The organism is Thalassospira lucentensis, from assembly GCF_001613805.1.
GTDB lineage: Bacteria > Pseudomonadota > Alphaproteobacteria > Rhodospirillales > Thalassospiraceae > Thalassospira > Thalassospira lucentensis_A.
Map to the genome: position 1 here is coordinate 320,508 of NZ_LPVY01000013.1, position 23,492 is coordinate 343,999.

Here is a 23,492-nt window from a genome sequence, read left to right on the forward strand (position 1 = left end):
TTCATCAATTTGCGGTCTTTCCGGGGACTTCCAGTGACACTTCAATGAAATGGGTCATCTTATCAAGCATGCTAACGAAGTCCGGGTTGAAGGTGCCGCGTCGCAGGCTGCCCGGTGATGCGGATTCCGCCAGATTGAGTTCGCCGTAAACGGCATCGCTGCTGGTCTGGCATTTGCTGTTGGGGCTTTGCTCGTCGTAATGATCGCAACGACGGATGACGCCATCCATGCCGTAATGTGGATTTTCAGGGCGCATGGTAATCGCGGTATGGGCGTGGTTCAGGGTACGCCAGTCCGGATCGGCAGATTTGACAATGTCGACACCGTCGCACAGCGGATGTTCGTCAATCAGGTGTTCTTCACCCTGATACCAGATCAGGCGTTTGTTGTTGTTTGTCACCTTGCTGCAGAAGAAATTTGCGGCCAGCAAGGGATCAACTGTTCGGTCATCTGAACTGACGACCATGAAGACGGGAATATCGAACGCATCCATGGTGCCATTGCGATAGGGTTCTGTCAGGAGGTGGAATTCGGCGGCTGCATTCATTGCCATCGAGCCGTATTTGGCGGCATCGCTATTTTCACCCTGTCCAACCCAGCTTTGGACATAACGGGCATAGGGTGTCAGCCAAGCCTGATCGCTTTTGGCCGAAAAACCGGGAGATAGCAAAACCATTGCCGTCATGCGCGGATCGCGGCGGCGAGCATCAAATTCCCGTCCGACCAAGGCTGCCCCCATCGAATAGCCGATGGTGATGATGTGATCGGTACCATCGGTGAAGCCATCCATGCCGTAGCGAACCGTTTCGATCCATTCCTCGTAGGTTACGTCCAAAAGATCACCCGGCACGGTGCCATGCCCCGGAAGCAGGACGCCATGGAAGGTTGCGCAGGGGAATTTGGATTTTAGCGTATCGCGGATATCGGTCATTAGAAACGGACTGTCTGTCAGGCCGTGCACCATCAGGAACCCAACATCCCTGCCGTGTGCCGTATCGTTTCCGGCGGCATCGCAGGCAGCCTTATCCGGACCGGTGGCAAAGGGGGCTCGCATTGCGACCACCTGATCGAGGTTGTATTGACCAAATGGGGCGGCTTCCTGATCAAAGCGTTTGGATTTCAGGGCCGAGCGAAGCTGTTCGCTGGTTTTTTTGACGTAATCGTCAAACGGTTCGTTCGTCGCTGGTGCGGCGATGGCAAGACCGGATGGATCATGTTGCGGATCTTCAAAAAAGCATCCCGAAAGTGCGAGGGTCGCCGGAAGCGTAACCGCGACAAGTGTCGAACGCACAAAGCCGTTTACGGACATGGGATGCTTCCTTCCATCATTTCTGTTTGCAGGCGTGTCCGATAAACTCTAACTCAGGCTGGATTATGACGCGACTAACAAAAAAGCGGCCCGAAACGGACCGCTTTAAAGCAGGCTGGCAAATCAGGCACTTATTCCATGATTTCCCAGCTATGTGTGATTTCGGCAGCCTTTGAAAGCATGATCGAGGCCGAACAATATTTTTCGGCTGACAGTTCAACCGCACGGGCCAGTTTGGCTTCGTTGAGGTTTTCACCCTTTGCCTTGAAATGCAGATGGATTTTCGTGAACACCTTGGGATCGGTTTCAGCACGTTCGGCTTTGACATCTGTCTGAACGTCAATAACCTTCTCGCGGCCTTTCTGGAGGATATGCACGACGTCAATCGATGAACATCCTGCCAGCCCCAGAAGCAGCATTTCCATCGGGCTCGGGCCAAAGCCGGTGTCCCTGTTGCCATCCATGACCACTCCGTGGCCAGATCCACTGGTGCCGGTGAAGGTCAGATTTTCAAGCCACTTTACGCGTGCTTCCATGATCGGGTTCCTTGTCTCGAGAATTCCATGCTTCATCGTCTAGCCTGCCTGACCGGATCGTGCAAGCCGTGATCGCAACAGGCAGTTACAGGTTGAAAAACATCAAATGCAGGGGTGTAAAACTGTTATAGGAGTTTTTACCTTAACAGGAGATAATGTATGTCATTCCAGACCGTTATCGCCAAGGAGGGTAAGTCATGACGCAGGATGCCGGACGCAGCAAAAGCCGTTTCATGATGGCCATGGAACATGTTTTGCGTGAAGTGAACCATGAAGTCATCAGTCCTGCGATCCCCGATATGAGCGTCGATACGGCTTTGCCGCTGATTATCAACGTCGCCAAGCTTCGTGCCGATTATCTCAAATATGCTTTCAAGCTCAGTGCGGACCGCAAGGATAATCACCCGACGGCCGAAGAACTGGCGAAGCTTAAGCATCTGCGCGAAAGCTATCAGGAGATGCTGGCAGCAGCCCGGGAACTCGAACATTGCATCGATCGGGGATATATTGATCTGCCAGTTGGAGATAAAAAATCCTGACGGATTGGCGCTGGCCGCAAGAGCAGTCTTGCCATATACTTACGTATGCAATATGAGCCTTGTAAAAGGCCTTTCAAGGGGTCTGGATTTACAAAAGATCCAATGGTTTTGGGGCATTATAGATAACACGGGAAAGGGAGTGCGTCGCAAAGCGGCGCGTACGTGTATTGTCAATTGCTCCGGACGTCGTCGCCACAGCAGCACTGGCGCGTGACGGCATTATATTTATCGGTTCGTCCGATCTTAAAATCGTTCATGCCAACCCGGTTGCGGTTAATCTTTTTAACGCATCGAAATCGGCTTTGCGTGACGGCAGCGAAATCAAACAGTTTCTTGCATTTCTGGCGAAAAATGCTGAATTCGCCTCGGGTGATGGTGTTGGAGCCGTGCGCGAGACGCTTGGCCTGATTTCCGGTGAAACAGCCAAGGCGGACTTGCCCGCGTTTCAGACGGGCGGTAAAAAAGTCACCTGGCGCAAGGCCGAAGGTCCCGAAGGTCTGACTGCGCTGGTCTTTCGCGAAGCGGGCAAGGCCGAGGAACTTGCCAAGGCTTTGTCCGATCACAAGATTTTCATCCAGCATTTAATCGATGTTCTGCCGATCCCGGTTTACCTTAAAAATCTGGATGGTGTGATTAACCGTTGCAATGACGCGTTTGCAGAGTTGATCGGCCATGAACCCAAAAAGGTGATCGGTAGCAAACTTGCCGATGTCGCCTCTAAGCCATTGGTCACGCAGATTACCGATTATGAAGCACCACTACTGATATCCGAAGGGCATGTGCGGCACGAAATCGATTTCGAAATGGGTGGTGTTGAAAAATCAGCATTGTTTGCTGTTGCAAGTCTGAAAGGTCCAAGTGGTTCGATTGCCGGGACCATCGGTTCGCTGATTGATGTCACATCGTTGAAACGTGCACAGGCCGAAGTTGCTGCGGCGGCGCAACGTTTGACCGGATTGCTTGAAAAAGCCCCTATTGGTGTTGGCATATCCAGCCGGGATGGTGGTGAATTCCGGTTCTTCAACAAAATGTTCGGCAATCTTCTGGCACTGAACAGTGACGAGACGATGCCAACCGATACGGTCCTTCTTTCGGAACGTTACCGCGAAAAAAGCCTGCAGGATATGGATATGCTCGGCGAATTGCAGGATGTCGAGCTTCGTATTCGTCGCCCGGCGGATTCCGACGCAAGATGGCTTAAAACATCCATGGAGCCGCTCACATTCGAAGGACAGGAATCCGTTCTTTGGTGGCTAAGTGACATCACCAAGCAGAAACTCGCCGCGCGTGAATTACAGAACAAGGCGAATAACGACGAACTGACAGGTCTGGCCAACCGTGCGCGCTATATGCAGAAACTTTCGCAGTGCGAGACGGTTCTGCGAGGTACAAATACTGCGGCGTCGATCTTTCTGCTTGATCTGGATGGCTTTAAGGCGGTCAACGATACTTTGGGGCATGCGGCAGGTGACTGGGTTCTTGTCGAGACAGCGAAGCGTCTTAAACGGGTTGCACGTCGCGCCGAAGAAGTGGCCCGCTTGGGCGGGGACGAGTTCACCCTGTTCTTTATTAACAAGGGTGATGAAAATGAAATGGCCACTCTGGCTGATGAGATCATTACCGAGATTTCCAAGCCCTATGTATGGGAAGGAAATGCGTGCGATATCGGTGCATCCATCGGTTTTACCGTTTTTGATGCCGGTTATTGCGACATGAGCGAACAATTGCGCCGTGCGGACAAGGCCATGTACGAGGCCAAGGCCGCGGGCAAGGGACAGGCATGCTTTTATCGACCGGAACTTGAACCTGACCTGCATAGGGATGAGACCACCTAACGCGGATGTAGGTGATAAACTTCTGTTTGGGGTGGGGTGACTTATTCATCCCGCCTCTTTCCTTTGTTGCCCGGTCGCCGGATCAACGCCCAGCGTATCCATAAGCGGACCAAGATATCGGGCGTAGGGGTGCCAAGCACCGATGCTGCTGAGATAGATCGGTTGCCTGACCTGCAAGGTGCTGTGTGTACGAACTTGGCGTCTGTTTTCATAGAATGTCAGGCAGGCTTCATCCCACGGTAATCCCGTGAAAGAGATAAGGCGGCGGGCTTGTCCTTCAAGGTTATTGACGATGTCTTCGTAATCGACCTCGATAAAGCGATGAGCAGGTAAAATGTTTCGCCAGTGGTCCATGAATTTCAGGTAGTTGTTGTAAAATGCGCCGAGTTCCATTTGGTCGTAGCTGAAATTCTGGGCACTTCCGAAGCGTCGACTGTAACAGGAAAAACAGGTGTCCATCGCATCACGGCGGCAATGGATAATCCGGGTGTCCGGATGCATCAGCGCAATCAGACCCGCCCGAGTGAAATTGGCAGGCATCTTGTCGATAATGCGTTTGACGGGCATGCTTTTCATGCTGCCAGAATCAGCTTTGACCCTTGCCCGCGCTTCTTTGCAATAGATGGTGCCGAGTGTCTGAATAAACGCGTCGCTGAATTTAAGAACCTCGTCACGAGGCTGACCTTGTTTAACCTGATGCTCGATCAGGGCATCCTGATGATAACCAAGTGTGTCAAGTTCACCTGCTCCGTACATTTCCGGGTGAGATGCCAGAATTTGTTCGACCAGTGTCGTTCCGGATCGCGGCATGCCGACGATGAAAACATGTTGTGGCTGATCACCCTTTTCATCCGGGGTTTGCAGATCGGAAAATCGTTCTGCCGGAAAGGCCGCCTTAGTAATGCCAAGGACGTTTTCGATGGTTTGCGGGGAATATTGAATGTTGCGACGCTTGATGCGGTTGCCGTCATTCAATGCTTTCATTGCGGCATCAATTTCGCCGTGTTCCATATGATTTTTGGCCAGACCAAACAGCAATAGTTCCTTTTGTCCGTCGGGAATGCTTTCAAAGGATCGTGATCTGGTCTTGTTGATCATTACCTGCTGGGACGGATGGTCTGCCGAAACCTTATCGATCAGGGTCAGGCAATGCCATGCGCGGATATGGCCGGAATGCCGTGCAAGGACATCTTTGAATATCGCGCGGGCCGTATCGATCTGTCCCAGTTCTTTAAGGCATTCGCCTTCGCTAATGAGGGTGTCGATATAACCGTCCATATGACCGGATTCCCGGGCATATTTCCCCGCGGTGCGGAAATGACCGATAGCGGCATCAAGATCATCATGGGCGAGGCTGACCGCCCCCATTGCATTCCATGCAAGCCATTCGGACGGCGCAAGTGCAATCGCACGTTTCAGAAATGGCACTGCCTGTCGTGCCTCGTTATTCCCGGTGAGGAAAATGCCCATTTGCAGCAACAGCTTCGGATCAAGCGGTTTGCGTTTTAGAGCCTGGGTCAGAACGGTTTTTGCCTGCGCCGGATAGCCAGATGCGCTTAGAATGGCGGATAGATCGGTAAAGTAAACCGTTTGTGGATCAAAACTGTTGCATGCCATTTCAAGATCACGAATCGCATCAAGGGCATTGCCATCCTGATGATGCATCAGGGCTCTGATATGCAGGGCGTCGGGCAGGTCAGGCTTCTCTTTCAGCAAACGATAACACAGTTTGCGGGCCTTCCGGCGATGTCCATTGGTCCACTGGTTTCTGATTTCGGCGATGGCCTTGATCGTTGTTTTCGTTTGGTGACGTTCTGCTATCTGATTTGACATCAGTTCTTCCGGGCTTTTGGGCTGGTGCTGTATGTAAACACGCTTGCTGGCAGAAAAACTGGCGGCCGGGATAAAAGAAAAACGCCCGGCACATGGCCGGGCGTTTCGTGTTCGATGGTCCTTTCTGGTGAAAGGATCAGCCGCTGTAGTACATGTCGAATTCGACCGGGTGCGGCGACTGTTCGAAGCGGATAACTTCTTCCATTTTCAGAGCGATGTATGCGTCGATCAGGTCGTCGCTCATCACATCGCCTTTTTTCAGGAAGTCGCGGTCTGCGTCGAGGCTGTCAAGTGCTTCATGGAGCGAACGGCAAACGGTCGGGACTTCTTTGAGCTCTTCCGGCGGAAGGTCATAGAGGTTTTTGTCCATTGCATCGCCCGGGTGGATCTTGTTCTCGATACCGTCAAGGCCAGCCATCAGCATTGCGGTGAATGCGAGATACGGGTTGGCAAGCGGATCAGGGAAGCGAATCTCGACGCGCTTGCCCTTCGGCGAAGCGGTGTACGGGATACGGCAGGAAGCCGAACGGTTACGAGCCGAGTAAGCCAGAAGAACCGGTGCTTCGAAGCCCGGGACCAGACGCTTGTAGGAGTTGGTCGTCGGGTTGGTGAAAGCATTCAGTGCTTTGGCGTGCTTGATGATGCCGCCGATATAGTACAGGGCGGTGTCAGACAGGTCAGCATAACCGTTACCTGCGAACAGCGGCTTGCCTTCGTGCCAGATCGACTGGTGGGTATGCATGCCCGAACCGTTGTCACCGAAGACCGGCTTCGGCATGAAGGTTGCGGTTTTGCCATACTGGTGTGCAACCATGTGGATGCAGTATTTGTAGATCTGAACGGCGTCGGCATGTTCGATCAGGGTGCCGAATGCGATACCCAGTTCGTGCTGCGACGGTGCAACCTCGTGGTGGTGCTTTTCGCAACGCACGCCCATTTCGTTGATATAGTTGACCATTTCGGCACGGATGTCGTTGGCCGAGTCAACAGGCTGTACCGGGAAGTAGCCGCCCTTCGGACCCGGACGGTGGCCACGGTTGCCGCCTTCGAATTCGGTGCCGGTGTTGTAGGGGCCTTCTTCGGAGTCCAGCTGATAGCCCATGCCTTCGCCAGCGGTGGTCCAGCGAACGTCGTCAAACATGAAGAATTCCGGCTCTGCGCCGAAATATGCAGTGTCTCCGATACCAGCGGATTTCATGTATGCGAGTGCGCGTTTCGCGGTCGAACGCGGGCAACGCTCGTAACCCTGGCCAGTGGCCGGTTCGATAACGTCACAAACGATGATCAGGGTCGGCTGTGCGGTGAACGGATCAACAACTGCGGTTGACGGATCCGGCATCAGGATCATGTCGGATTCGTTGATTTCTTTCCAGCCGGCGATCGACGAACCGTCGAACATGATGCCGTCAACAAAAACGTCTTCGTCGATCGTGCAGATGTCCTGCGCGGTGTGCTGCCATTTACCTTTGGTATCGGTAAAGCGCAGATCGACAAACTGGATGCCTTTTTCTTTGATAAGCTTAAGTACAGAAGCAGCGTCAGACATGATGCAACCCTTTAAAACTCAAAATTAGTGACCGTACGATGTTCAATGTCAGGTAACAGACCGATTAGATCGCGTCGTTGCCCCGTTCACCGGTACGAATGCGGATCGCGTCCTCAAGCGAGGAAACGAAGATTTTACCGTCACCGATACGACCGGTATGAGCGGCTTGCTGGATTGCCTCAATCGCACGCTCGACAAGCGTGTCCTCAACGACGATTTCCAACTTTACCTTCGGCAGGAAGTCCACAACATATTCGGCGCCGCGATACAGCTCCGTATGGCCTTTCTGTCGGCCGAAGCCTTTGGCTTCGGTAACGGTAATCCCTTTGAGGCCAATCTCCTGAAGGGCCTCTTTGACCTCGTCAAGCTTGAATGGCTTGATGATGGCTTCAATCTTTTTCATTAAGCGCCCTCTGCTTTTTGCGAGAGTTGCGTAGAACTCGGAAAGCTCAATTGCTTTGCCGCGTCAATTGCACGGGCCGTGCCAGTTTTGGCCCGCACGATCATTCTAAGGAGTCTCTGCGCGAAAACCCAGCAAAACCCATGAAATTTTTAAGATTTTCTTGAATGCATCTGGTCGACTTTTAGGCATAATGTTCAAAATTTATGCAAATGGTCTGCGTGCGTCGTGTTCAATGTGGTTTCCATCTATCCGTGCTTGCTTGATCAGCCTGCATCATGCGACAGAAAATACAGAAAACACGGACTATGACGGTTGGGGATCGATCATATAATCTGTCTGCCAGAAATATGATCTCTGCCATCAGACATCTTAAATAAAAGGCCGGTTGCCACCGACCGGTATCGATACACAGATAAGGACGCCTCATGACTGAATTTGTCGGCAATCCTCTTTTCGCTTCGGGCGGCATCACGATTTTTGAAGTGATGAATGAACTGGCCCATAAACATAATGCCATCAATCTGGGGCAGGGTGCACCAGATACCGACGGCCCGGCAGATATCCGTCAAGCTGCCGCGCGTGCAACGATGGAAATGTCAAACCAGTATCCGCCACTTGCCGGGGTGCCAGAACTGCTTCAGGCGGTTGCCGGCCATAACAAGCGTTTTTATGGCATAGAGGTTGATCCGAAAAAAGAAGTCCTTGTTGCTGTGGGCGCGACCGAGGGGCTGGCAGATGTGATCCTTGGTCTGGTCGCACCTGGCGATGAGGTGATCCTGATCGAACCGCTTTATGACAGCTACCTTCCTATGGTGAAGCTGGCAGGGGGTATTCCCAAGCTGGTGCGTGTTACCCCGCCGCATTGGGAATTGCCGCGCGAAGAGCTTGCCGCAGCATTTTCCGAGAAAACCAAGCTGATCCTGATCAACTCGCCACAGAACCCGTGTTCAAAGGTCTATGGCGATGATGAATTGCAGTTCATTGCCGATCTTTGCATCAAGCATGACGTCATCGCGCTCTGTGACGAGGTGTATGAACATCTGGTTTTTGATGGGCGCAAACACAAACCGCTGATGACTTTCCCCGGTATGCGCGACCGCACTGTGCGGATCGGGTCGGCAGGAAAGACATTCTCGCTGACAGGATGGAAGATCGGGTACATCACGGCATGTGCCAAACTGATGGAGCCGATCAAAAAGGCACATCAGTTCCTTGTTTTCACTGTCCCGCCGGGGCTGCAGCATGGTGTTGCCTACGGGCTTAACAAGGGTGATGATTATTTTGAGGGCTTTACGGCCGAAATGCAGGCAAAGCGCGATTTCCTGATGAAAGGTTTGAAGGAAGTCGGTTTTGGTGTTCTGGACTCTCAGGGTACTTATTTCATTACCTGCGATTTCCGTCCGCTCGGATATGATTGCGACGATGTCGAGTTTTGCCAGATAATGATCAAGGAAGCCGGTGTTGTCGCGATCCCGGTTTCAGCCTTCTATCAGGGTAAAGATGGCGGGGTGCGGAACTTTGTGCGGTTCTGCTTCTGCAAGCACGAAGAAAAAATGACCGAAGCCATCGAGCGGATAAAAAAGGCTTTTGCGAAGTAGCGAAATGCCTTGGCACATTATGAAACAGGCCGACCATTGTCGGCCTGTTTGCGTTTTAGGAGGGGGTGAACAGGGATCTGCTACAGCGTGCCCTGACCTTGCAGAGGAAGACCTGCATCCCGCCAATCCTGTTTGCCTTCGTGGTAATCGCGGACATTGCTGTAACCAAGATCGGACAGGGTATCGGCTGCAAGCCCGGAATTTCGGCACGGCCCATTCGCGCAATAGACCACGATGGGGGCTGTTTTGTCGGGCAGGACCTGCGTGACTTTTTCGGCGATCAGGTCATGGGGGATGTTGATCGCACCCGGTAAATGGGCATCGACATAATATTTTGCCGGAAGTGCTTCGATCAGAGTCGGGGCGTTTGGCCCGGTAAGGGCGGTTTTCAGTTCGTCGCGGGTGATTTTAACAGCCATCTGCCGTCTCCTTTATGTGACGTAGTGTTTGATACCTTGATTATTGATGCGCTGTTTTGCGAAGTAAATTTGTGATAAACCACATATTGTGTGCACAAAAGCGAACGGTGATTTGGATGCTGGAATGGGATGATCTGCGACTGGTTCTGTCTGTGGCGCGGGCACGCAGTGTGACGCAGGCTGCGCGTCAAACCGGACTTCATCATTCAACCCTGTTTCGGCGTCTTGCAGATATCGAAGGGCGATTGGGCAATAAACTGTTCGAGCGTAATCAGGGCGACTATCAGCCAACCAATGCCGGGCAGGTGGCGATCGAGGCCGCCGAAAAGCTGGAAGGTGAATTGTCAATTTTGTCGCGCAAGCTGGCCGGGACAGATATCCGCCCGAGCGGTACAGTCAGGCTGACCACAACCGATACACTGCTTCATGCGGTTCTGGCCCCCGATCTTGCGGCGTTTGGGGTGGCTTTTCCTGAAATCACGTTGCAGGTTGTCACCGATAACCGTTTTTATGATTTGAACCGGCATGACGCCGATATTGCCATCCGCCCGGCGAACGCACCGGACGGCAGCCTTGTCGGACGCAGAATCGGTGCGATCACATCGGTGGTTTGTGGATCGGATGTTTTTGATGATTGCGAAAACGCACCCTGGATCACCTGCGATGAAAGCCTCGCGCATATCGCTGCCGCCCGATGGCGTGATAAAAACTTCGCTGATGGCCGGGTGGCTTTGCGCAGCAATTCACTTTTGAACGTTGCGCGTCTTGTTGATAGCGGCGCGGGCGTGGCTGTTTTACCGTATTTTCTGGCGCATGCTTTCGCCAATATCCGGGCACTAGGTAAACCGATCAACGGACTGGATAATGATCTGTGGGTTTTGATCCATCATGATTTGCAGGCCGTGCCGCGTATTCGGGTATTCAATGAATTCATGTTTGCAAGATTAAAGGCCAAATCAGCACTGTTTGCCGGTGGGGCATGAACAAACAGCTCGTTATCTTCTGGCGCAAATAGCATTCCTGCGGCTGAATTCTGCCTTCAGGCGGGGAACCACATAATCGACAAAGGTGCGCACACGCGGCGTGGATAGCCGTCCCTCGGGAATGACAAGATGAACCGGGATGGGCGGTTCTTCGTCATCTGGCAGTAATATTCGCAATTCGCCCCGTTCGACATGTTCGGCAATCTGATAGGAATATGCCCGCGTAACCCCTTTGCCTTCCACGGCAGAGGGCAGGGTGCCAGCAATGCCGTTGGTGATCAGGCGGGGTGTAAAACGCACGACCCGAGGAGCACGGTCGGCTGTTCTGGAGGGAAAGGACCATCCGGTTTCGCCTAACTGGGAATTGGCAATGCATTGATGGCCAGCCAAATCCACGATCTCGCGGATCGGTGGATTGTTATCCAGATAGAACGGCGAAGCACACAGCAGGCGCCGGACCTCGCCGACGCGGATGGCTATCATGCTGGAGTCATTCAGATGGGCGATACGCAATGCCACATCAATGCCTTCGTCAACAAGACTGACAATCCGGTCAAGCAACAGAAGCTTCGCCCGTACCGTCGGATGCAGGTCAAGATAATCATCAAGTATCGGGCGCAGGATGCCAGCCCCGCTGGTGATAGGGGCGGTTACGGTCAACAGACCGCGTGGTGCCTTTGTCTCGCTTTCTGCCAGAAGGTCGGCTTCTTCGATATCAATGAGGATGCGACGGCATGCAGAGGCATAGCGTTCACCCGCCTCGCTAAGACGAAGTGCACGTGTGGAACGGTGCAGTAATTGCACACCGATATGATTTTCCAGAAATGTCAAAGCCCGCGTGACTGCAGCCGGGGACCGGCCAAGCTTTCGTGCCGCCGCGGCAAGACTGCCTTCATCCAGGGCGGTGATGAAAACCTTCATTGCATCAATGCGGTCCATTGTTCGTTCCTCAAATCGAAAGACTGAATTGCATTTTTCGCTAATTCCTTCGAATGGCGCAATTAATTAAACCATTGGTAACGCTGTTGCCCAATGGGCGAATTCAAATTTCCTGAACGGAAAGTATGGTCGTGATGCCTGCATCGTTCAGTTTTTTAGGGAATGAAGTCATGAGTAACGAACGGAAAGTTGCCATTATAACCGGTGCTTCCCAGGGCATTGGCGCCGGTGTTGTCAAAACCTATCGTGAACTGGGATATGCGGTGGTTGCCAACTCACGCAATATCGCGGCTAGCGAAGATAACGAAGTCGTGACTGTTGCCGGTGATATCAGCGACCCGGTGATTGCGACAAAGATTGTTGAAACTGCGGAAGACCGTTTTGGGCGGATTGATACCCTGATCAATAACGCGGGCATTTTTATCAGCAAGCCGTTTCATGAATATTCTGCCGAAGATTTCGAGAATGTTCTGCGGGTGAATGTTGCCGGGTTCTTCCATATCACGCAGCGTGTCATTCCCCTGATGCTGCGGCAGGGGCGCGGTCATATCGTCCAGATTACAACTGGTTTGGTTCATCAGGCTCTGGCCGGTGTTCCATCCGGTTTGGCAACCCTTACAAAGGGCGGGTTGGACTCGGTAACCCGTGGGCTTGCGATTGAGTATGCCAAGCAGGGTATTCGTGTGAACGCCATTGCGCCGGGCATCATCAAAACACCGATGCATGCACCCGAACATTTCGAATTCTTCGACGGCCTTCATCCGATGGGACGAATGGGCGAGGTTGAAAACATTGCTGATGCTGTTCGCTATCTTGAACTGGCCAACTTCGTTACCGGTGAAACCCTGAATGTCGATGGTGGTCAGCACGCCGGTCGCTGGTAATTCCGATGTTAATCCTAATTGTCAAGCCGGGCCAATGCCCAAGGAGAACAAGATGCCTTATGTAAATATCAAGATCACCCGTGAGGGAACCACCAAGGGAGAAACCAGCACCACGGTCAAGGAAAAGCAGGCCCTGATAAAGGGGGTTAGCGACCTTTTGTTCGAGGTTCTGGGCAAACCGCATAACAGCACCTTCGTTGTCATCGACGAAGTCGAGACAGATAACTGGGGCGTCGGCGGTATTCCGGTTACCGAGCATCGAAAACAGGCTGCGGCAAAGGCCGGTTGAAATCGGTTTCAAGCCAAATACAAGTACAAAGGGCGCAGCCGAATAGCTGCGCCCTTTTCTTCGTCTTATTTTCGGTAGGTATCAGGAGCTGACCATTTCCCAGCTTCCGGTACGTGCAGAGCGGCTCAGAGCATCGAGGATCTGCATATTGGCGATGGCGTCCTCGATTGGATAATCGACCGGGCTTTCGCCATTAAAGATCGCCGTCGCATTCTCTCCCTGCAGGGTATAGTGGTTGCAGATCGGGAATTTGATTTCGCGTGCTTCGTCAAAACCGGGCTGTTTTTGCGTGCCGACACGTATCAGTGCCGGATTTTCAGGGATCGGGTTGAACGGCATAATGATTTCGACGCGGCCTTCGGTGCCAAGGATATGAACGCGTTGCACGGCTGCCGACTGTGTGCCGCAAACAAAGCTTGCCTGAATGCCGCTTCCGAAATCGAGCATGCCCGAAACAAGCCGGTCGGTGCCGAATTTCGGATCCTTGTCCATCAGGGAAACCACACGCACCGGTTCCTTGCCCGTGATGTAGCGCGGACCGACGATGCAGTAACAGCCGATATCAAGCAAACCGCCGCCGCCGATATCCTTTTTGTTACGCACATTGTTCGGATCAGCATTGAAATAGGTAAAGATGCTTTGCACCGTGGTGATTGTGCCGATCTGACCGCTTTCAACGAGCCGACGTGCTTCCTGCCATTGCGGATGATGACGGACCATGAAGGCCTCAAGTACATGCTTGCCGCTTTTGTCGCGCGCCGCGATCAGGCGCTTGGCATCTTCGGTGTCCAGTCCGATCGGTTTTTCGCACAGTACGTGTTTTCCTGCTTCCAGCGCCTTGATCGTCCATTCCACATGAAGATGGTTGGGCAGGGGATTATAGATTGCCTCGATTGACGGATCGGCCAACAGTTCTTCGTAGGAACCATAGGCGCGCGGAATGCGCAGGCTTTGGGCGGTTTCGCGCGTTTTTTCAAGATCACGTCCGGCAATGGCAAGAATTTCAAGTTTGTCGCTTTCCTGCATGGCCGGAATGACCTTTTCCGTACCGATCTTTGCCGTGCTGATGACGCCCCACTTCATTCCGATACTCCGTATTGTTTTCTCTTTGTGGCGCACATGACGGTTCAGGCCGGTGCGCCGTGTTAATTTCGCCCGGAATGGCGGGCGTGTTCAAGATATTGAATTGATTTAATTAGGCCACTTGCGCGATCACGCAAGATGTTCAAACGGATGGGATGCCTGTTCGGTTGGATTGGATGCAATGATATACCCGATGTTAAAACCCGCAGTCCCCCGGATTGTGCGACTTTGCGAAGTTCCGGGGAAAACAGGGCAAAAAAGTAAAAATATGCGCTTGACGTCCGGGGCTCCCGGCGATAAAAACCGCGCCACACGACGGCGGGTGTAGCTCAGGTGGTTAGAGCACCAGATTGTGGCTCTGGGGGCCGTGGGTTCAAGTCCCATCACTCGCCCCATGTGAAAAGGTCAGGCAGAAATGCCTGGCCTTTTGTCTTTCTGGCCGCTTTCCAATTCCAAAACCGGGACTGATCTGCTAGTTAGCCTTTGCGCTCGCGCCCATTCTTTTGTTCCGGTTCCGAGGAGGTCGCCCCCATGTCCGCAAATTCAGTAAATCGCATTATCCTTCGCCGTCCCGATGACTGGCATTTGCATCTGCGCGATGGCGCGATGCTTGAAGGGATCATTGGTGAAACCAGCGAACATTTCGCGCGTGCGATCATTATGCCAAACCTTGTGCCGCCGGTGGTCAAGACCGAGGATGCGATTGCTTATCGCGACCGGATTAACGCGGTCATCCCGCAGGGGCATGATTTTACGCCGCTGATGACGCTTTACCTGACCGAAGGCACCAATCCCGACGATGTCGAAGAAGGATATCGAAATGGCGTGATTACGGCGTTGAAGCTGTATCCGGCCGGGGCGACGACGAATTCGGCAAGTGGTGTACGCGATTTCGACAAGGCGATGCCTGTGCTGGAACGTATGGCAAGTCTTGGCATTCCGCTTTGCGTGCACGGCGAAGTCACCGATCCCGAGATTGATATTTTCGACCGCGAGGCGGTGTTTATCGACCGCGTTCTTGATCCGCTGCGCAAGCGTTTGCCGGAACTTCGCGTGATCATGGAACATATCACCACCGAAGACGGCGTTGAATACGTCAAAGCCAATGACAAGAACCTTGTTGCGACGATCACCACCCATCACCTGATCATCAACCGCAATGCCATTCTGGTCGGGGGTATTCATCCGCATTTCTATTGCCTGCCGGTGGCCAAGCGTGAAAAACATCGTCTGGCGCTACGCAAGGCGGCGACAAGTGGCGATGTACGATTCTTTCTGGGGACTGACTCAGCGCCGCATACCGATGATCGCAAGGAAAGCGCATGCGGTTGTGCCGGTATCTTTACCGCCAATAACACGGTCCAGCTTCTGGCGCATGTGTTCGAGCAAGAAGGAGCCTTGGACAAGCTTGAGGGCTTTGCCTCGGTCAATGGTCCGCAATTCTATGGTCTGCCGCTGAATGGCGACAAGATCACGCTGGAAAAACGCGATGCGGCGGCAACTTTCCCGGCCAGAATTGAAACCGGTGAGGGGCCCGTCACGGTGTTTGATCCGGGCTTCCCGATTTACTGGCACTATGCCGATTAGGCTTGCGCAAATCATGTTCAAAAGGGGCTTGCCAAGCAGGCCCCTTTTCTTTGGCTTCTACGATGGAAGGTCAACCCGTGATGTCAATATTGGCCGGGGCCGCGTGCAGCCCCAGGGTCATGCGATAGCTTTCTGCGGCCGCAATCGCCTGTGTTGCGATCATCGCACTGATATTACGTGAGGCACCCTGCGCAACATTGAAGTCGGCCGATGATGTTCCGGGCATGGAGGCGGCGCGCGATATGGCGGCCTGATTGGCAATCGCCGCAATCCCGTCAAGGCCCTGAAGCGGGTGAATGCTAACCTTGCCGCCCGTGGCATAAAGCCGCCCGTCGGGACCGGCGGTGTAGCTGTAACTGATCATTCCGGCATTCGCACCGGCAAGGGTCTGATGGCTTTCTTCTTCGGTCCGGACATTGGCGTCCCGTGCCTGCAATTCACGTACAATCTCGCGTTCGCGGTCGGTCAGAAGGGCCGGGTTGCTTGTTGGTGGGCGCGCACTTTCAGGTGTTTCCTCGCGCGCTTCGCGTTGTTGCTTGGCAGGACTTTGGGTGTCGGGTGCTGCTGCCCCCGGCAGGGTGCGAGGATCAAGCTGCTGAATGATGGTTACAATTGATGCTGTGCTGTTGACCGGCGCGGAAGGCGCGTTTGCCGTTATATCGGGTGGCGGTGTGACAGAGATGGCTTCGTTGATCGGACGGATCGAAACGGCGGCAGACCTTAATTGTGGCCCAGCAGAACCATTACCGGCAGAACCAGAATCTGCCGATTGGTGTCCGGCACCGAGGAGGGCTCGGGTTGCAATGACTTGTCCCAATTGCCCGCCACTGCCGGGGATAAGCTGAATTGCACCGGCCTGTGTCATGGGATCATTATATATCAACTTGTGGTTAGGTGTATATAATTGGCGGTGCTGCCATCACGGCAGTTTGATGTGACCTTGAACGGCCCGTCGACCATAGAATGCAGGATCGCGGATGGGTGGTGCCGGGGAAATGACATTTTGAAACGTTTATGGATGTCGGTCGTGACCGTGCTTTGGGCAATGTTGCCGGTGGTTGCATTCGCCGCACCGGATGCTGATCTTTGGCCGGACCGGCAGACCCATGACGATTCAAACGAAGCAGAAATTGATCATTCTCCCTGGCAAACGATTCTTGATCATCACCTGATTGTGGTTTCGTCGGGTGTCACCAAGTTCGATTATGCCGGGGCCAAATCGTCAAGCCGTACACAAATTTCAGGCTACCTTGCTGCAATGCAATCCGTTGAAATCGATGGATACAGCCGCGAACAGCAAATGGCATTCTGGATCAATCTTTATAATGCGCAAACAGTTGCGGTGGTCTTGGATCATTATCCGGTCGACAGTATTCGCGACATCAATATTTCGCCTGGCTGGTTCTCGGTGGGGCCGTGGGACAAAAAACTTCTGCTGGTCGAGGGACGGTCACTGAGTCTGAATGATGTTGAACATCGCATCCTGCGTCCGATCTGGCAGGATCCCCGCATTCATTATGCGCTTAACTGTGCGTCGATTGGCTGTCCGGCACTGATGGCAACGGCCTATGACGGCAGCCGTATAGAAGAGCAACTTGATAAGGCTGCTTTGGCGTTCATTCGGGATGAGCGCGCGGTGCGAGTGGCAGAAGATGGATCAGAGGTGGAGTTTTCATCGCTTTTTGACTGGTATCGATCCGATTTTGGCAAAAGCGATGCCGCATTTTCCGATCATCTGGCGCGCTATGCCGGATTGGAATTCGCAACATGGCTGAGCGTCCACGGGGATGACTTGCCAATCAGCGGCTATCATTATGACTGGTCATTGAACGATAGCGGTCCGTGAGTCGCGGTCATTCAGGCCTCAGGCCGCATCCGGACGCAGGCCGGTCATACGCCAGTCATGGGGGACTGCACCGCTGCTGCGAACCCGGACAGGGCGCAGTGGCAGGCGATTTTGCAGAACCTGATCAATCGTGTGACGAACGTCACTGGCAGAAATACCATCGTAGCGCATTAATGTCTGGACGATCGGATCGGCCAGCATTTCCTCAATGGTCAGTTCCTGATCCACATATTTCATTACTCGCATCCCATTCATATTATTGCGCTTACGATAAAGCGATTGAAAATCATTCGCAACAATTAAGTTGTGTCCATTGTCTTTTTTCATCTTTTCGCTGCAAAAGCGTTGTGCTGCGTCAAAGCCCGACAGGAGATTTCACGCTAGACAAGATGGGGCTTTTTCTTAGGTGGTGCCGATTGCAGGCCGCATTATGGGGCGGCTGATTTTCAGCTATTCGCTTGATTCTCGTGTTTTCTGGCTCTAACGCTGTCAGTTGGCTTTCGATGTTCGATAAAGCCCAAAAACTGTGGCAAGAATAGGCTGGGAAGATGACACGTCCGGGAATTCGTGAATTTGCGTTGCTGTTTTTGCTGGCGCTGATGTGGGGTAGTTCGTTCACCTTCATCAAGATCGGTGTGCATGCCTATTCGCCGTTGGTGGTCGCAGCGGGGCGGCTTAGCGTTGCCGCACTCGTGCTTTGGGCCTTTGCTTTTATCCGGAAAAGTGACCTCCCAAAGGGGCGGCGTGCGTGGTGGTCTACCTTCTTTGTCGCGCTGCTGGGAAATGCTATTCCCTTTTTCCTAATCAGTTATGGCGAAACGGAAATCGATGCAGGACTGGCGGCAATCCTGATGTCTGTCGTGCCGCTGACAACGGTGGCGCTGGCGCATTTCGTGACGCATGATGAAAAACTTTCGACGGGCAAGGCGCTTGGCGTGGCTCTTGGCACCATTGGCGTGATTGTTCTGGTCGGGCCGGAAACCCTGACCGGGCTTGGCGGACAGCTTGTTTTTCAGCTGGCTGTTTTGATCGCGGCGGTGTGTTACGCGATTTCATCGCTGGTTGCGCGCAATCTGCGCGATCAGCCCCGCGTCGGATCTGCGGCGGTGATTCTGACTTTTGCCGCATTGATGCTCGCACCCTTTGCGCTGTTTGTTGATCAGCCCTGGAATATGGGATGGGACGTTGATGGGGCGCTATCGATCCTGTATCTGGGGATTTTCCCGACCGGCATTGCCATGTTCCTGATTCTGTATCTGATTGCGCGTGCCGGGGCGAGCTTTGTGGTGTTTAACAATTACCTCGTGCCAGCTGTCGGTGTGATGGTCGGTTTTCTTGTGCTTCAGGAACTGCCTCAGCCCACCAGCGTGATCGCGCTTGGCGTTATTCTGGCCGGGATTGCCGTTTCGCAGATACGTTTCGGGCGAAAGACTGTCAGGGATAAGGATGTTGCCGAGATTGAATGTGACCCGGTAGCACCGATCATGACCGCACCCGATGGTAAAAAGTAGCCTTCAGGCCGGGCAATTTTGCTTAAAATACGATTATTTCGGTCGTTTGTGCCTAATGCCGGGACAGGCAGATTTGTCAATATTGTTTGTGCAGGACAAACCTGATACTTTCCGGCTCACTGGTCAGGCATATGTCCATATGTCACGCCGATTGAAGCATTTCTGATCAAGCGTTTAAGAGGTCACGGCTTTTGTCCACCAAAGAGACCAACCCAGATAGCCGCGATATTTTCCCGGTATCCATCGAACAAGAAATGCGCCGCAGCTACCTCGATTACGCGATGAGCGTGATCGTCAGCCGTGCGCTTCCAGACGTCCGTGACGGTTTGAAACCGGTTCACCGCCGCATTCTGTATGCGATGCATGAGAACGGCTTTGAATGGAACAAACCGTTCCGCAAGTCGGCCCGTGTGGTCGGGGACGTTATGGGTAAATATCACCCGCACGGCGATAGCGCGATTTACGACGCAATGGTTCGTATGGCGCAGGGGTTCTCCATGCGCTTGCCGCTGATTGACGGGCAGGGGAACTTCGGTTCGATGGACGGCGACAAGGCCGCCGCCATGCGTTACACCGAAGCCCGCATGGCCAAATCAGCCCACTTTCTGCTCGACGATATCGATAAGGAAACCATCGATTTCCGCGATAACTACGACGAAACCACCAAGGAACCATCGGTTCTGCCGGCACGCTTTCCGAACATGCTGGTCAATGGTGCGGGCGGTATCGCAGTTGGTATGGCCACCAATATTCCGCCGCACAACCTTGGCGAAGTTATTGATGGTTGCATGGCCTATGTCGATAATCCGGCCATTACCGTCGAAGGCCTGATGGAATTCGTGCATGGTCCGGATTTTCCGACTGGTGCGCTGATCCTTGGCCGTTCGGGTATTCATTCGGCCTTTAAGACCGGTCGTGGTTCTGTCGTTATGCGGGCACGTACCCATGTCGAGGAAATCCGCGCCAATCGCGAGGCCATTATCGTCACCGAAGTTCCCTATCAGGTGAACAAGGCGACGCTGATGGAAAAAATCGCGGAACTGGTTCGCGACAAAAAGATCGAAGGCATTTCCGATCTACGTGACGAGTCTGACCGTTCGGGCGTTCGCATGGTTATCGAGATCAAGCGTGATGCGGTTGCCGATGTGGTTCTGAACCAGCTGTTCCGCTTTACTGCGCTTCAGACCTCGTTTGGCGTCAATATGCTGGCGCTGAACCGTGGCAAGCCGGAATTGATGAACCTGAAAGACATCATTCAGGCATTCGTCGAGTTCCGCGAAGAGGTCATTACACGCCGGACCATTCACCTGCTGAAAAAGGCGCGTGAACGTGCCCACTTGGTTGTGGGGCTTGGCATTGCTGTTGCCAATATCGACGAAGTCATTCGTTTGATTCGTGCCGCAGCAGACCCGCAGATTGCACGTGAACAGCTGATGGAACGCAGTTGGCCGGCGGGCGATATTGTTCCGTTGATCGAGCTGATCGCCGATCCGAACCAGGTTGGTTCGGACGATGGCAATTATCGCCTGTCCGAAGCGCAGGCGCGCGCAATCCTTGAGCTGCGTCTGCATCGCCTGACCGGTCTGGAGCGTGATAAAATCGCGTCCGAATTGACCGAATTGGGTGAGAAGATCAAAGACTTCCTTGATATTCTTGGTTCGCGCGAACGCAAGATGATCATCCTGAAGGATGAACTGACGGAAATGCGCAACGAGTTTGCCAATGAACGTCGCAGTGAAATTCAGGAAGCCGAATTCGAACACGACATCGAAGACCTGATTGCCCGCGAAGAAATGGTCGTGACCGTTTCGCACAGCGGTTATATCCAGCGTGTTCCGCTGTCGACCTATCGCGCACAGCGTCGCGGTGGCAAAGGCCGTTCGGGTATGGCAACGCGCGAAGAGGATTTCGTATCCAAACTGTTCGTGGCTAACACCCACACCCCGGTTCTGTTCTTCAGTTCCGAGGGGATGGTTTACAAGATGAAAGTCTGGCGTCTGCCGCTGGGCACGCCGCAATCGCGCGGCAAGGCGCTTGTGAACCTGCTGCCGCTGTCCGAAGGCGAATATATCACAACGGTTCTGCCGCTTCCCGACGAGGAAGAATGGCCAAACCTGCATGTGATGTTTGCGACTTCGACCGGTAACGTCCGCCGTAACAGCCTTGCCGATTTCGTGAATGTGAAATCAAACGGCAAGATCGCCATGAAACTTGAAGAAGATCGTGGTGACAAACTGATTGCGGTTCAGACCTGTACCGATGATGACGATATTCTGCTGACGACCCGTCTGGGTAAATGCATTCGTTTCCGTGTTGGGGACGTTCGTGTCTTTACCGGCCGTAACTCGGTCGGTGTCCGCGGTATTCGTCTGGCCGACGAGGACGCGGTCATCGCGATGTCCGTCCTGTTTGGTAACCATGCCTCTATGGAAGAACGTGACGAGTATCTTTCGATTGCAAGCAAGCTGCGTCGCGAGGAAATCTCGGCTGATGATGCTTTGCCTTTGGAAATCCTTTCGCAGGAACGTTACGACGAACTTCTGGCGGGCGATCAGCTGATCCTTTCGGTTACCGAAAACGGTTATGGCAAACGTACGTCTGCCTATGAATACCGTGTTACGGGCCGTGGTGGTCAGGGCTTTGCCAATATCGAGATGTCGGAACGTAACGGCAATGTCGCGGCGTCCTTCGTAATTGAAGAAGGCGACGAGCTGATGATGGTCACCAATGGTGGCAAGGTCATCCGTATGCCGACACACGATATCCGCATCGCCGGTCGCAAGACACAGGGGGTTACCCTGTTCCGTACGGCCGAAGATGAACAGGTTGTTGCTGTCGAACGTCTGTCAAATCTGGGCGATAATGGTGATGAGGAGCTTGAAGGCGAAGAAGGTGCAGAAGGCATCGAAATCGCAGCAGGCGAAGATGCACCGATCGTTGCTGATGATAGCAGCGAGGCAGTGGAAACCGGTTCTGACGACATCGACGAATAAAACGGAAGATCAATGAACGAACAGTCTTCAAAAGCCTCACGTATCGGGATTTATCCGGGCACGTTTGACCCGGTAACCCAGGGGCATATGGACATTATTCGTCGCGCGACCCGCATCGTTGACAAGCTTATTGTCGGCGTTGCGGTTAATGCGGGAAAGGGCCCTATGTTTGGGGTCGAAGAACGTTGCGCACTGGTCGAAGAGGCTCTTAAGGCTGCGGGTGGCGAAGTTGCTGCCCGTACCATCGTGAAGCCGTTCGGATCGCTTCTCATGCAGTTTGCTCAGGAAAATGGGTCAAGCATCATCATTCGTGGTCTGAGGGCCGTTTCGGATTTCGAATATGAATTCCAGATGGCCGGAATGAATGCCCGTCTTGCCCCCAAGGTCGAGACGGTCTTTTTGATGGCGTCGGATAAACAGCAATTCGTGTCCTCACGCTTTGTGAAGGAAATCGCCCGTCTAGGCGGTAATGTTACCGAATTTGTGCCGGCAAACGTGCTGAAGCGACTGCACGAAAAGCTGGCCGAAGAAAAGGAATAGCGCACCCATGCGTCTTATTCGTCTCGCATCTCTTTTTATACTCGTATTAGGAATAGTGACCATGTCGAACGGTGGAATCGGCGGCGGTGCTCAGGCCCAGTCGGCCGATGCATCGCAGGATCTGGAAAATACCCTGTATCTGGATCTTGAAGCAGGTCGCGTTGTGATCAAGCTGCGCCCGGATCTGGCGCCCAAGCATGTCGAGCGTATCAAGGAACTGACCCGAGATGGTTTCTATGATGGCCTGACCTTCCATCGTGTGATCGAAGGTTTCATGGCGCAGGGCGGTGATCCCAAAGGGGACGGTACCGGCGGATCTGGCCAGAAGCTTCCGGCGGAGTTTTCAAACGAACATCACGTGCGCGGCACTGTTTCGATGGCGCGTTCTACCAATCCGAACAGTGCTGACTCGCAATTCTTCATCGTCTTTGCCGACGCGCCGCATCTTGATGGACAATATACCATCTGGGGGCAGGTCGTATCGGGCATGGAATATGTTGATGGTCTGAAGCGCGGCGCACCGTGGGCCAATGGCCGGGTTGCCGATCCGGACCATATTGTAAAAATGCAGGTCGCGGCTGACGCGCAATAAGCGTTTTGGTCCTCATAATGCAACCGAAAGCCGTCCTTGATCAGGGCGGCTTTCGCGTTTTGGGGCCAGAAAGCATAAAAACCCGGAAAATATGGAAAACAGGTGTTGACCGCAGCCGCCAGTCCCATTAAAACGCGCTTCACCAACGTTGAGGGCCCGTAGCTCAGTTGGTAGAGCAACTGACTTTTAATCAGTTGGCCACAGGTTCGAATCCTGTCGGGCTCACC

The 23,492-nt window shown here is 53.4% G+C and carries 22 protein-coding genes and 2 tRNA genes; 14 read left to right on the plus strand and 10 right to left on the minus strand.

Features of this window, described 5'->3' with window-relative positions:
* Positions 1–4: 4 nt before the first annotated feature.
* Entirely contained in the window at positions 5–1,309 is a 1,305-nt protein-coding gene (locus tag AUP42_RS13670) for an alpha/beta hydrolase (protein ID WP_062952148.1), read from the minus strand.
* Between the two features lie 131 nt (positions 1,310–1,440).
* Entirely contained in the window at positions 1,441–1,845 is a 405-nt protein-coding gene (locus AUP42_RS13675) for an OsmC family protein (RefSeq protein ID WP_062952149.1), read from the minus strand.
* A gap of 197 nt (positions 1,846–2,042) precedes the next feature.
* Here AUP42_RS13675 and AUP42_RS13680 point away from each other — a divergent pair, with 197 nt between their 5' ends.
* Both AUP42_RS13680 and AUP42_RS13685 read left to right on the plus strand, forming a co-directional pair.
* Entirely contained in the window at positions 2,043–2,384 is a 342-nt protein-coding gene (locus tag AUP42_RS13680; RefSeq protein ID WP_062952150.1) for a hypothetical protein, read from the plus strand.
* 167 nt (positions 2,385–2,551) lie between these two features.
* Positions 2,552–4,219 carry a bifunctional diguanylate cyclase/phosphodiesterase gene (locus AUP42_RS13685; RefSeq protein ID WP_062952151.1) on the plus strand — a complete coding sequence of 556 codons (1,668 nt, stop codon included), beginning with the start codon at positions 2,552–2,554 and terminating at the stop codon, positions 4,217–4,219.
* A gap of 45 nt (positions 4,220–4,264) precedes the next feature.
* Here the strand turns inward: AUP42_RS13685 and AUP42_RS13690 are convergent, their stop codons facing one another.
* From AUP42_RS13690 to AUP42_RS13700, 3 genes are all read right to left on the minus strand, one after another.
* On the minus strand, positions 4,265–6,052 hold the full coding sequence (locus tag AUP42_RS13690; RefSeq protein WP_062952152.1) for a tetratricopeptide repeat-containing sulfotransferase family protein: 1,788 nt from the start codon (positions 6,050–6,052) through the stop codon (positions 4,265–4,267).
* Between the two features lie 136 nt (positions 6,053–6,188).
* Positions 6,189–7,598, minus strand: a complete 1,410-nt coding sequence (gene glnA / locus AUP42_RS13695; RefSeq protein ID WP_062952153.1) for a type I glutamate--ammonia ligase — start codon at positions 7,596–7,598, stop codon at positions 6,189–6,191.
* 64 nt (positions 7,599–7,662) lie between these two features.
* The gene (locus AUP42_RS13700) at positions 7,663–8,001 is read right to left on the minus strand and encodes a P-II family nitrogen regulator (protein ID WP_007091888.1); all 339 of its coding nucleotides are present in this window, start codon (positions 7,999–8,001) and stop codon (positions 7,663–7,665) included.
* A gap of 425 nt (positions 8,002–8,426) precedes the next feature.
* Between AUP42_RS13700 and AUP42_RS13705 the strand changes: the two genes are divergently transcribed.
* Positions 8,427–9,599, plus strand: coding sequence for an aminotransferase (locus tag AUP42_RS13705; RefSeq protein WP_062952154.1), 1,173 nt, complete (start codon positions 8,427–8,429; stop codon positions 9,597–9,599).
* Positions 9,600–9,679: 80 nt separating this feature from the next.
* Here AUP42_RS13705 and AUP42_RS13710 read toward each other — a convergent pair whose 3' ends face one another.
* On the minus strand, positions 9,680–10,018 hold the full coding sequence (locus AUP42_RS13710) for a rhodanese-like domain-containing protein (RefSeq protein WP_062952155.1): 339 nt from the start codon (positions 10,016–10,018) through the stop codon (positions 9,680–9,682).
* A gap of 116 nt (positions 10,019–10,134) precedes the next feature.
* On the opposite strand from AUP42_RS13710, the gene AUP42_RS13715 reads away from it, so the two are divergent.
* Positions 10,135–11,001 carry a LysR family transcriptional regulator gene (locus AUP42_RS13715; protein ID WP_062952156.1) on the plus strand — a complete coding sequence of 289 codons (867 nt, stop codon included), beginning with the start codon at positions 10,135–10,137 and terminating at the stop codon, positions 10,999–11,001.
* Between the two features lie 12 nt (positions 11,002–11,013).
* Here AUP42_RS13715 and AUP42_RS13720 read toward each other — a convergent pair whose 3' ends face one another.
* Positions 11,014–11,940 carry a LysR family transcriptional regulator gene (locus tag AUP42_RS13720; RefSeq protein ID WP_062952157.1) on the minus strand — a complete coding sequence of 309 codons (927 nt, stop codon included), beginning with the start codon at positions 11,938–11,940 and terminating at the stop codon, positions 11,014–11,016.
* A gap of 170 nt (positions 11,941–12,110) precedes the next feature.
* On the opposite strand from AUP42_RS13720, the gene AUP42_RS13725 reads away from it, so the two are divergent.
* Positions 12,111–12,824: an SDR family NAD(P)-dependent oxidoreductase gene (locus AUP42_RS13725; RefSeq protein ID WP_062952158.1), complete on the plus strand. Its 714-nt coding sequence runs from the start codon at positions 12,111–12,113 to the stop codon at positions 12,822–12,824.
* Positions 12,825–12,876: 52 nt separating this feature from the next.
* Positions 12,877–13,113 (plus strand): tautomerase family protein, encoded by a 237-nt coding sequence (locus AUP42_RS13730; RefSeq protein WP_062952159.1) that lies wholly within the window; start codon positions 12,877–12,879, stop codon positions 13,111–13,113.
* An 81-nt stretch (positions 13,114–13,194) separates the two neighbouring features.
* Here the strand turns inward: AUP42_RS13730 and AUP42_RS13735 are convergent, their stop codons facing one another.
* Positions 13,195–14,196, minus strand: coding sequence for a Gfo/Idh/MocA family protein (locus tag AUP42_RS13735; RefSeq protein ID WP_062952160.1), 1,002 nt, complete (start codon positions 14,194–14,196; stop codon positions 13,195–13,197).
* A 318-nt stretch (positions 14,197–14,514) separates the two neighbouring features.
* On the opposite strand from AUP42_RS13735, the gene AUP42_RS13740 reads away from it, so the two are divergent.
* Together AUP42_RS13740 and pyrC are read left to right on the plus strand one after the other, a co-directional pair.
* A tRNA-His gene (locus AUP42_RS13740) sits at positions 14,515–14,591 on the plus strand.
* Positions 14,592–14,727: 136 nt separating this feature from the next.
* Positions 14,728–15,783 carry a dihydroorotase gene (gene pyrC, locus AUP42_RS13745; RefSeq protein ID WP_062952161.1) on the plus strand — a complete coding sequence of 352 codons (1,056 nt, stop codon included), beginning with the start codon at positions 14,728–14,730 and terminating at the stop codon, positions 15,781–15,783.
* Positions 15,784–15,853: 70 nt separating this feature from the next.
* Here pyrC and AUP42_RS13750 read toward each other — a convergent pair whose 3' ends face one another.
* A complete protein-coding gene (locus tag AUP42_RS13750; protein WP_062952162.1) occupies positions 15,854–16,648 on the minus strand; it encodes a putative metalloprotease CJM1_0395 family protein in 795 nt (264 codons plus the stop codon).
* A 138-nt stretch (positions 16,649–16,786) separates the two neighbouring features.
* Between AUP42_RS13750 and AUP42_RS13755 the strand changes: the two genes are divergently transcribed.
* Positions 16,787–17,629, plus strand: a complete 843-nt coding sequence (locus tag AUP42_RS13755) for a DUF547 domain-containing protein (RefSeq protein WP_062952163.1) — start codon at positions 16,787–16,789, stop codon at positions 17,627–17,629.
* A gap of 18 nt (positions 17,630–17,647) precedes the next feature.
* Here AUP42_RS13755 and AUP42_RS13760 read toward each other — a convergent pair whose 3' ends face one another.
* Positions 17,648–17,866 (minus strand): hypothetical protein, encoded by a 219-nt coding sequence (locus AUP42_RS13760; RefSeq protein WP_156484620.1) that lies wholly within the window; start codon positions 17,864–17,866, stop codon positions 17,648–17,650.
* A 311-nt stretch (positions 17,867–18,177) separates the two neighbouring features.
* Here AUP42_RS13760 and AUP42_RS13765 point away from each other — a divergent pair, with 311 nt between their 5' ends.
* From AUP42_RS13765 to AUP42_RS13785, 5 genes are all read left to right on the plus strand, one after another.
* Positions 18,178–19,140 (plus strand): DMT family transporter, encoded by a 963-nt coding sequence (locus AUP42_RS13765; protein ID WP_062952165.1) that lies wholly within the window; start codon positions 18,178–18,180, stop codon positions 19,138–19,140.
* Between the two features lie 191 nt (positions 19,141–19,331).
* The gene (gyrA, locus tag AUP42_RS13770; protein WP_062952166.1) at positions 19,332–22,133 is read left to right on the plus strand and encodes a DNA gyrase subunit A; all 2,802 of its coding nucleotides are present in this window, start codon (positions 19,332–19,334) and stop codon (positions 22,131–22,133) included.
* 12 nt (positions 22,134–22,145) lie between these two features.
* Positions 22,146–22,673, plus strand: a complete 528-nt coding sequence (coaD, locus tag AUP42_RS13775; RefSeq protein WP_062952167.1) for a pantetheine-phosphate adenylyltransferase — start codon at positions 22,146–22,148, stop codon at positions 22,671–22,673.
* A gap of 61 nt (positions 22,674–22,734) precedes the next feature.
* Positions 22,735–23,265: a peptidylprolyl isomerase gene (locus AUP42_RS13780; protein ID WP_062952168.1), complete on the plus strand. Its 531-nt coding sequence runs from the start codon at positions 22,735–22,737 to the stop codon at positions 23,263–23,265.
* A 152-nt stretch (positions 23,266–23,417) separates the two neighbouring features.
* Positions 23,418–23,490, plus strand: a tRNA-Lys gene (locus AUP42_RS13785).
* The last annotated feature ends 2 nt before the right edge of the window (positions 23,491–23,492 follow it).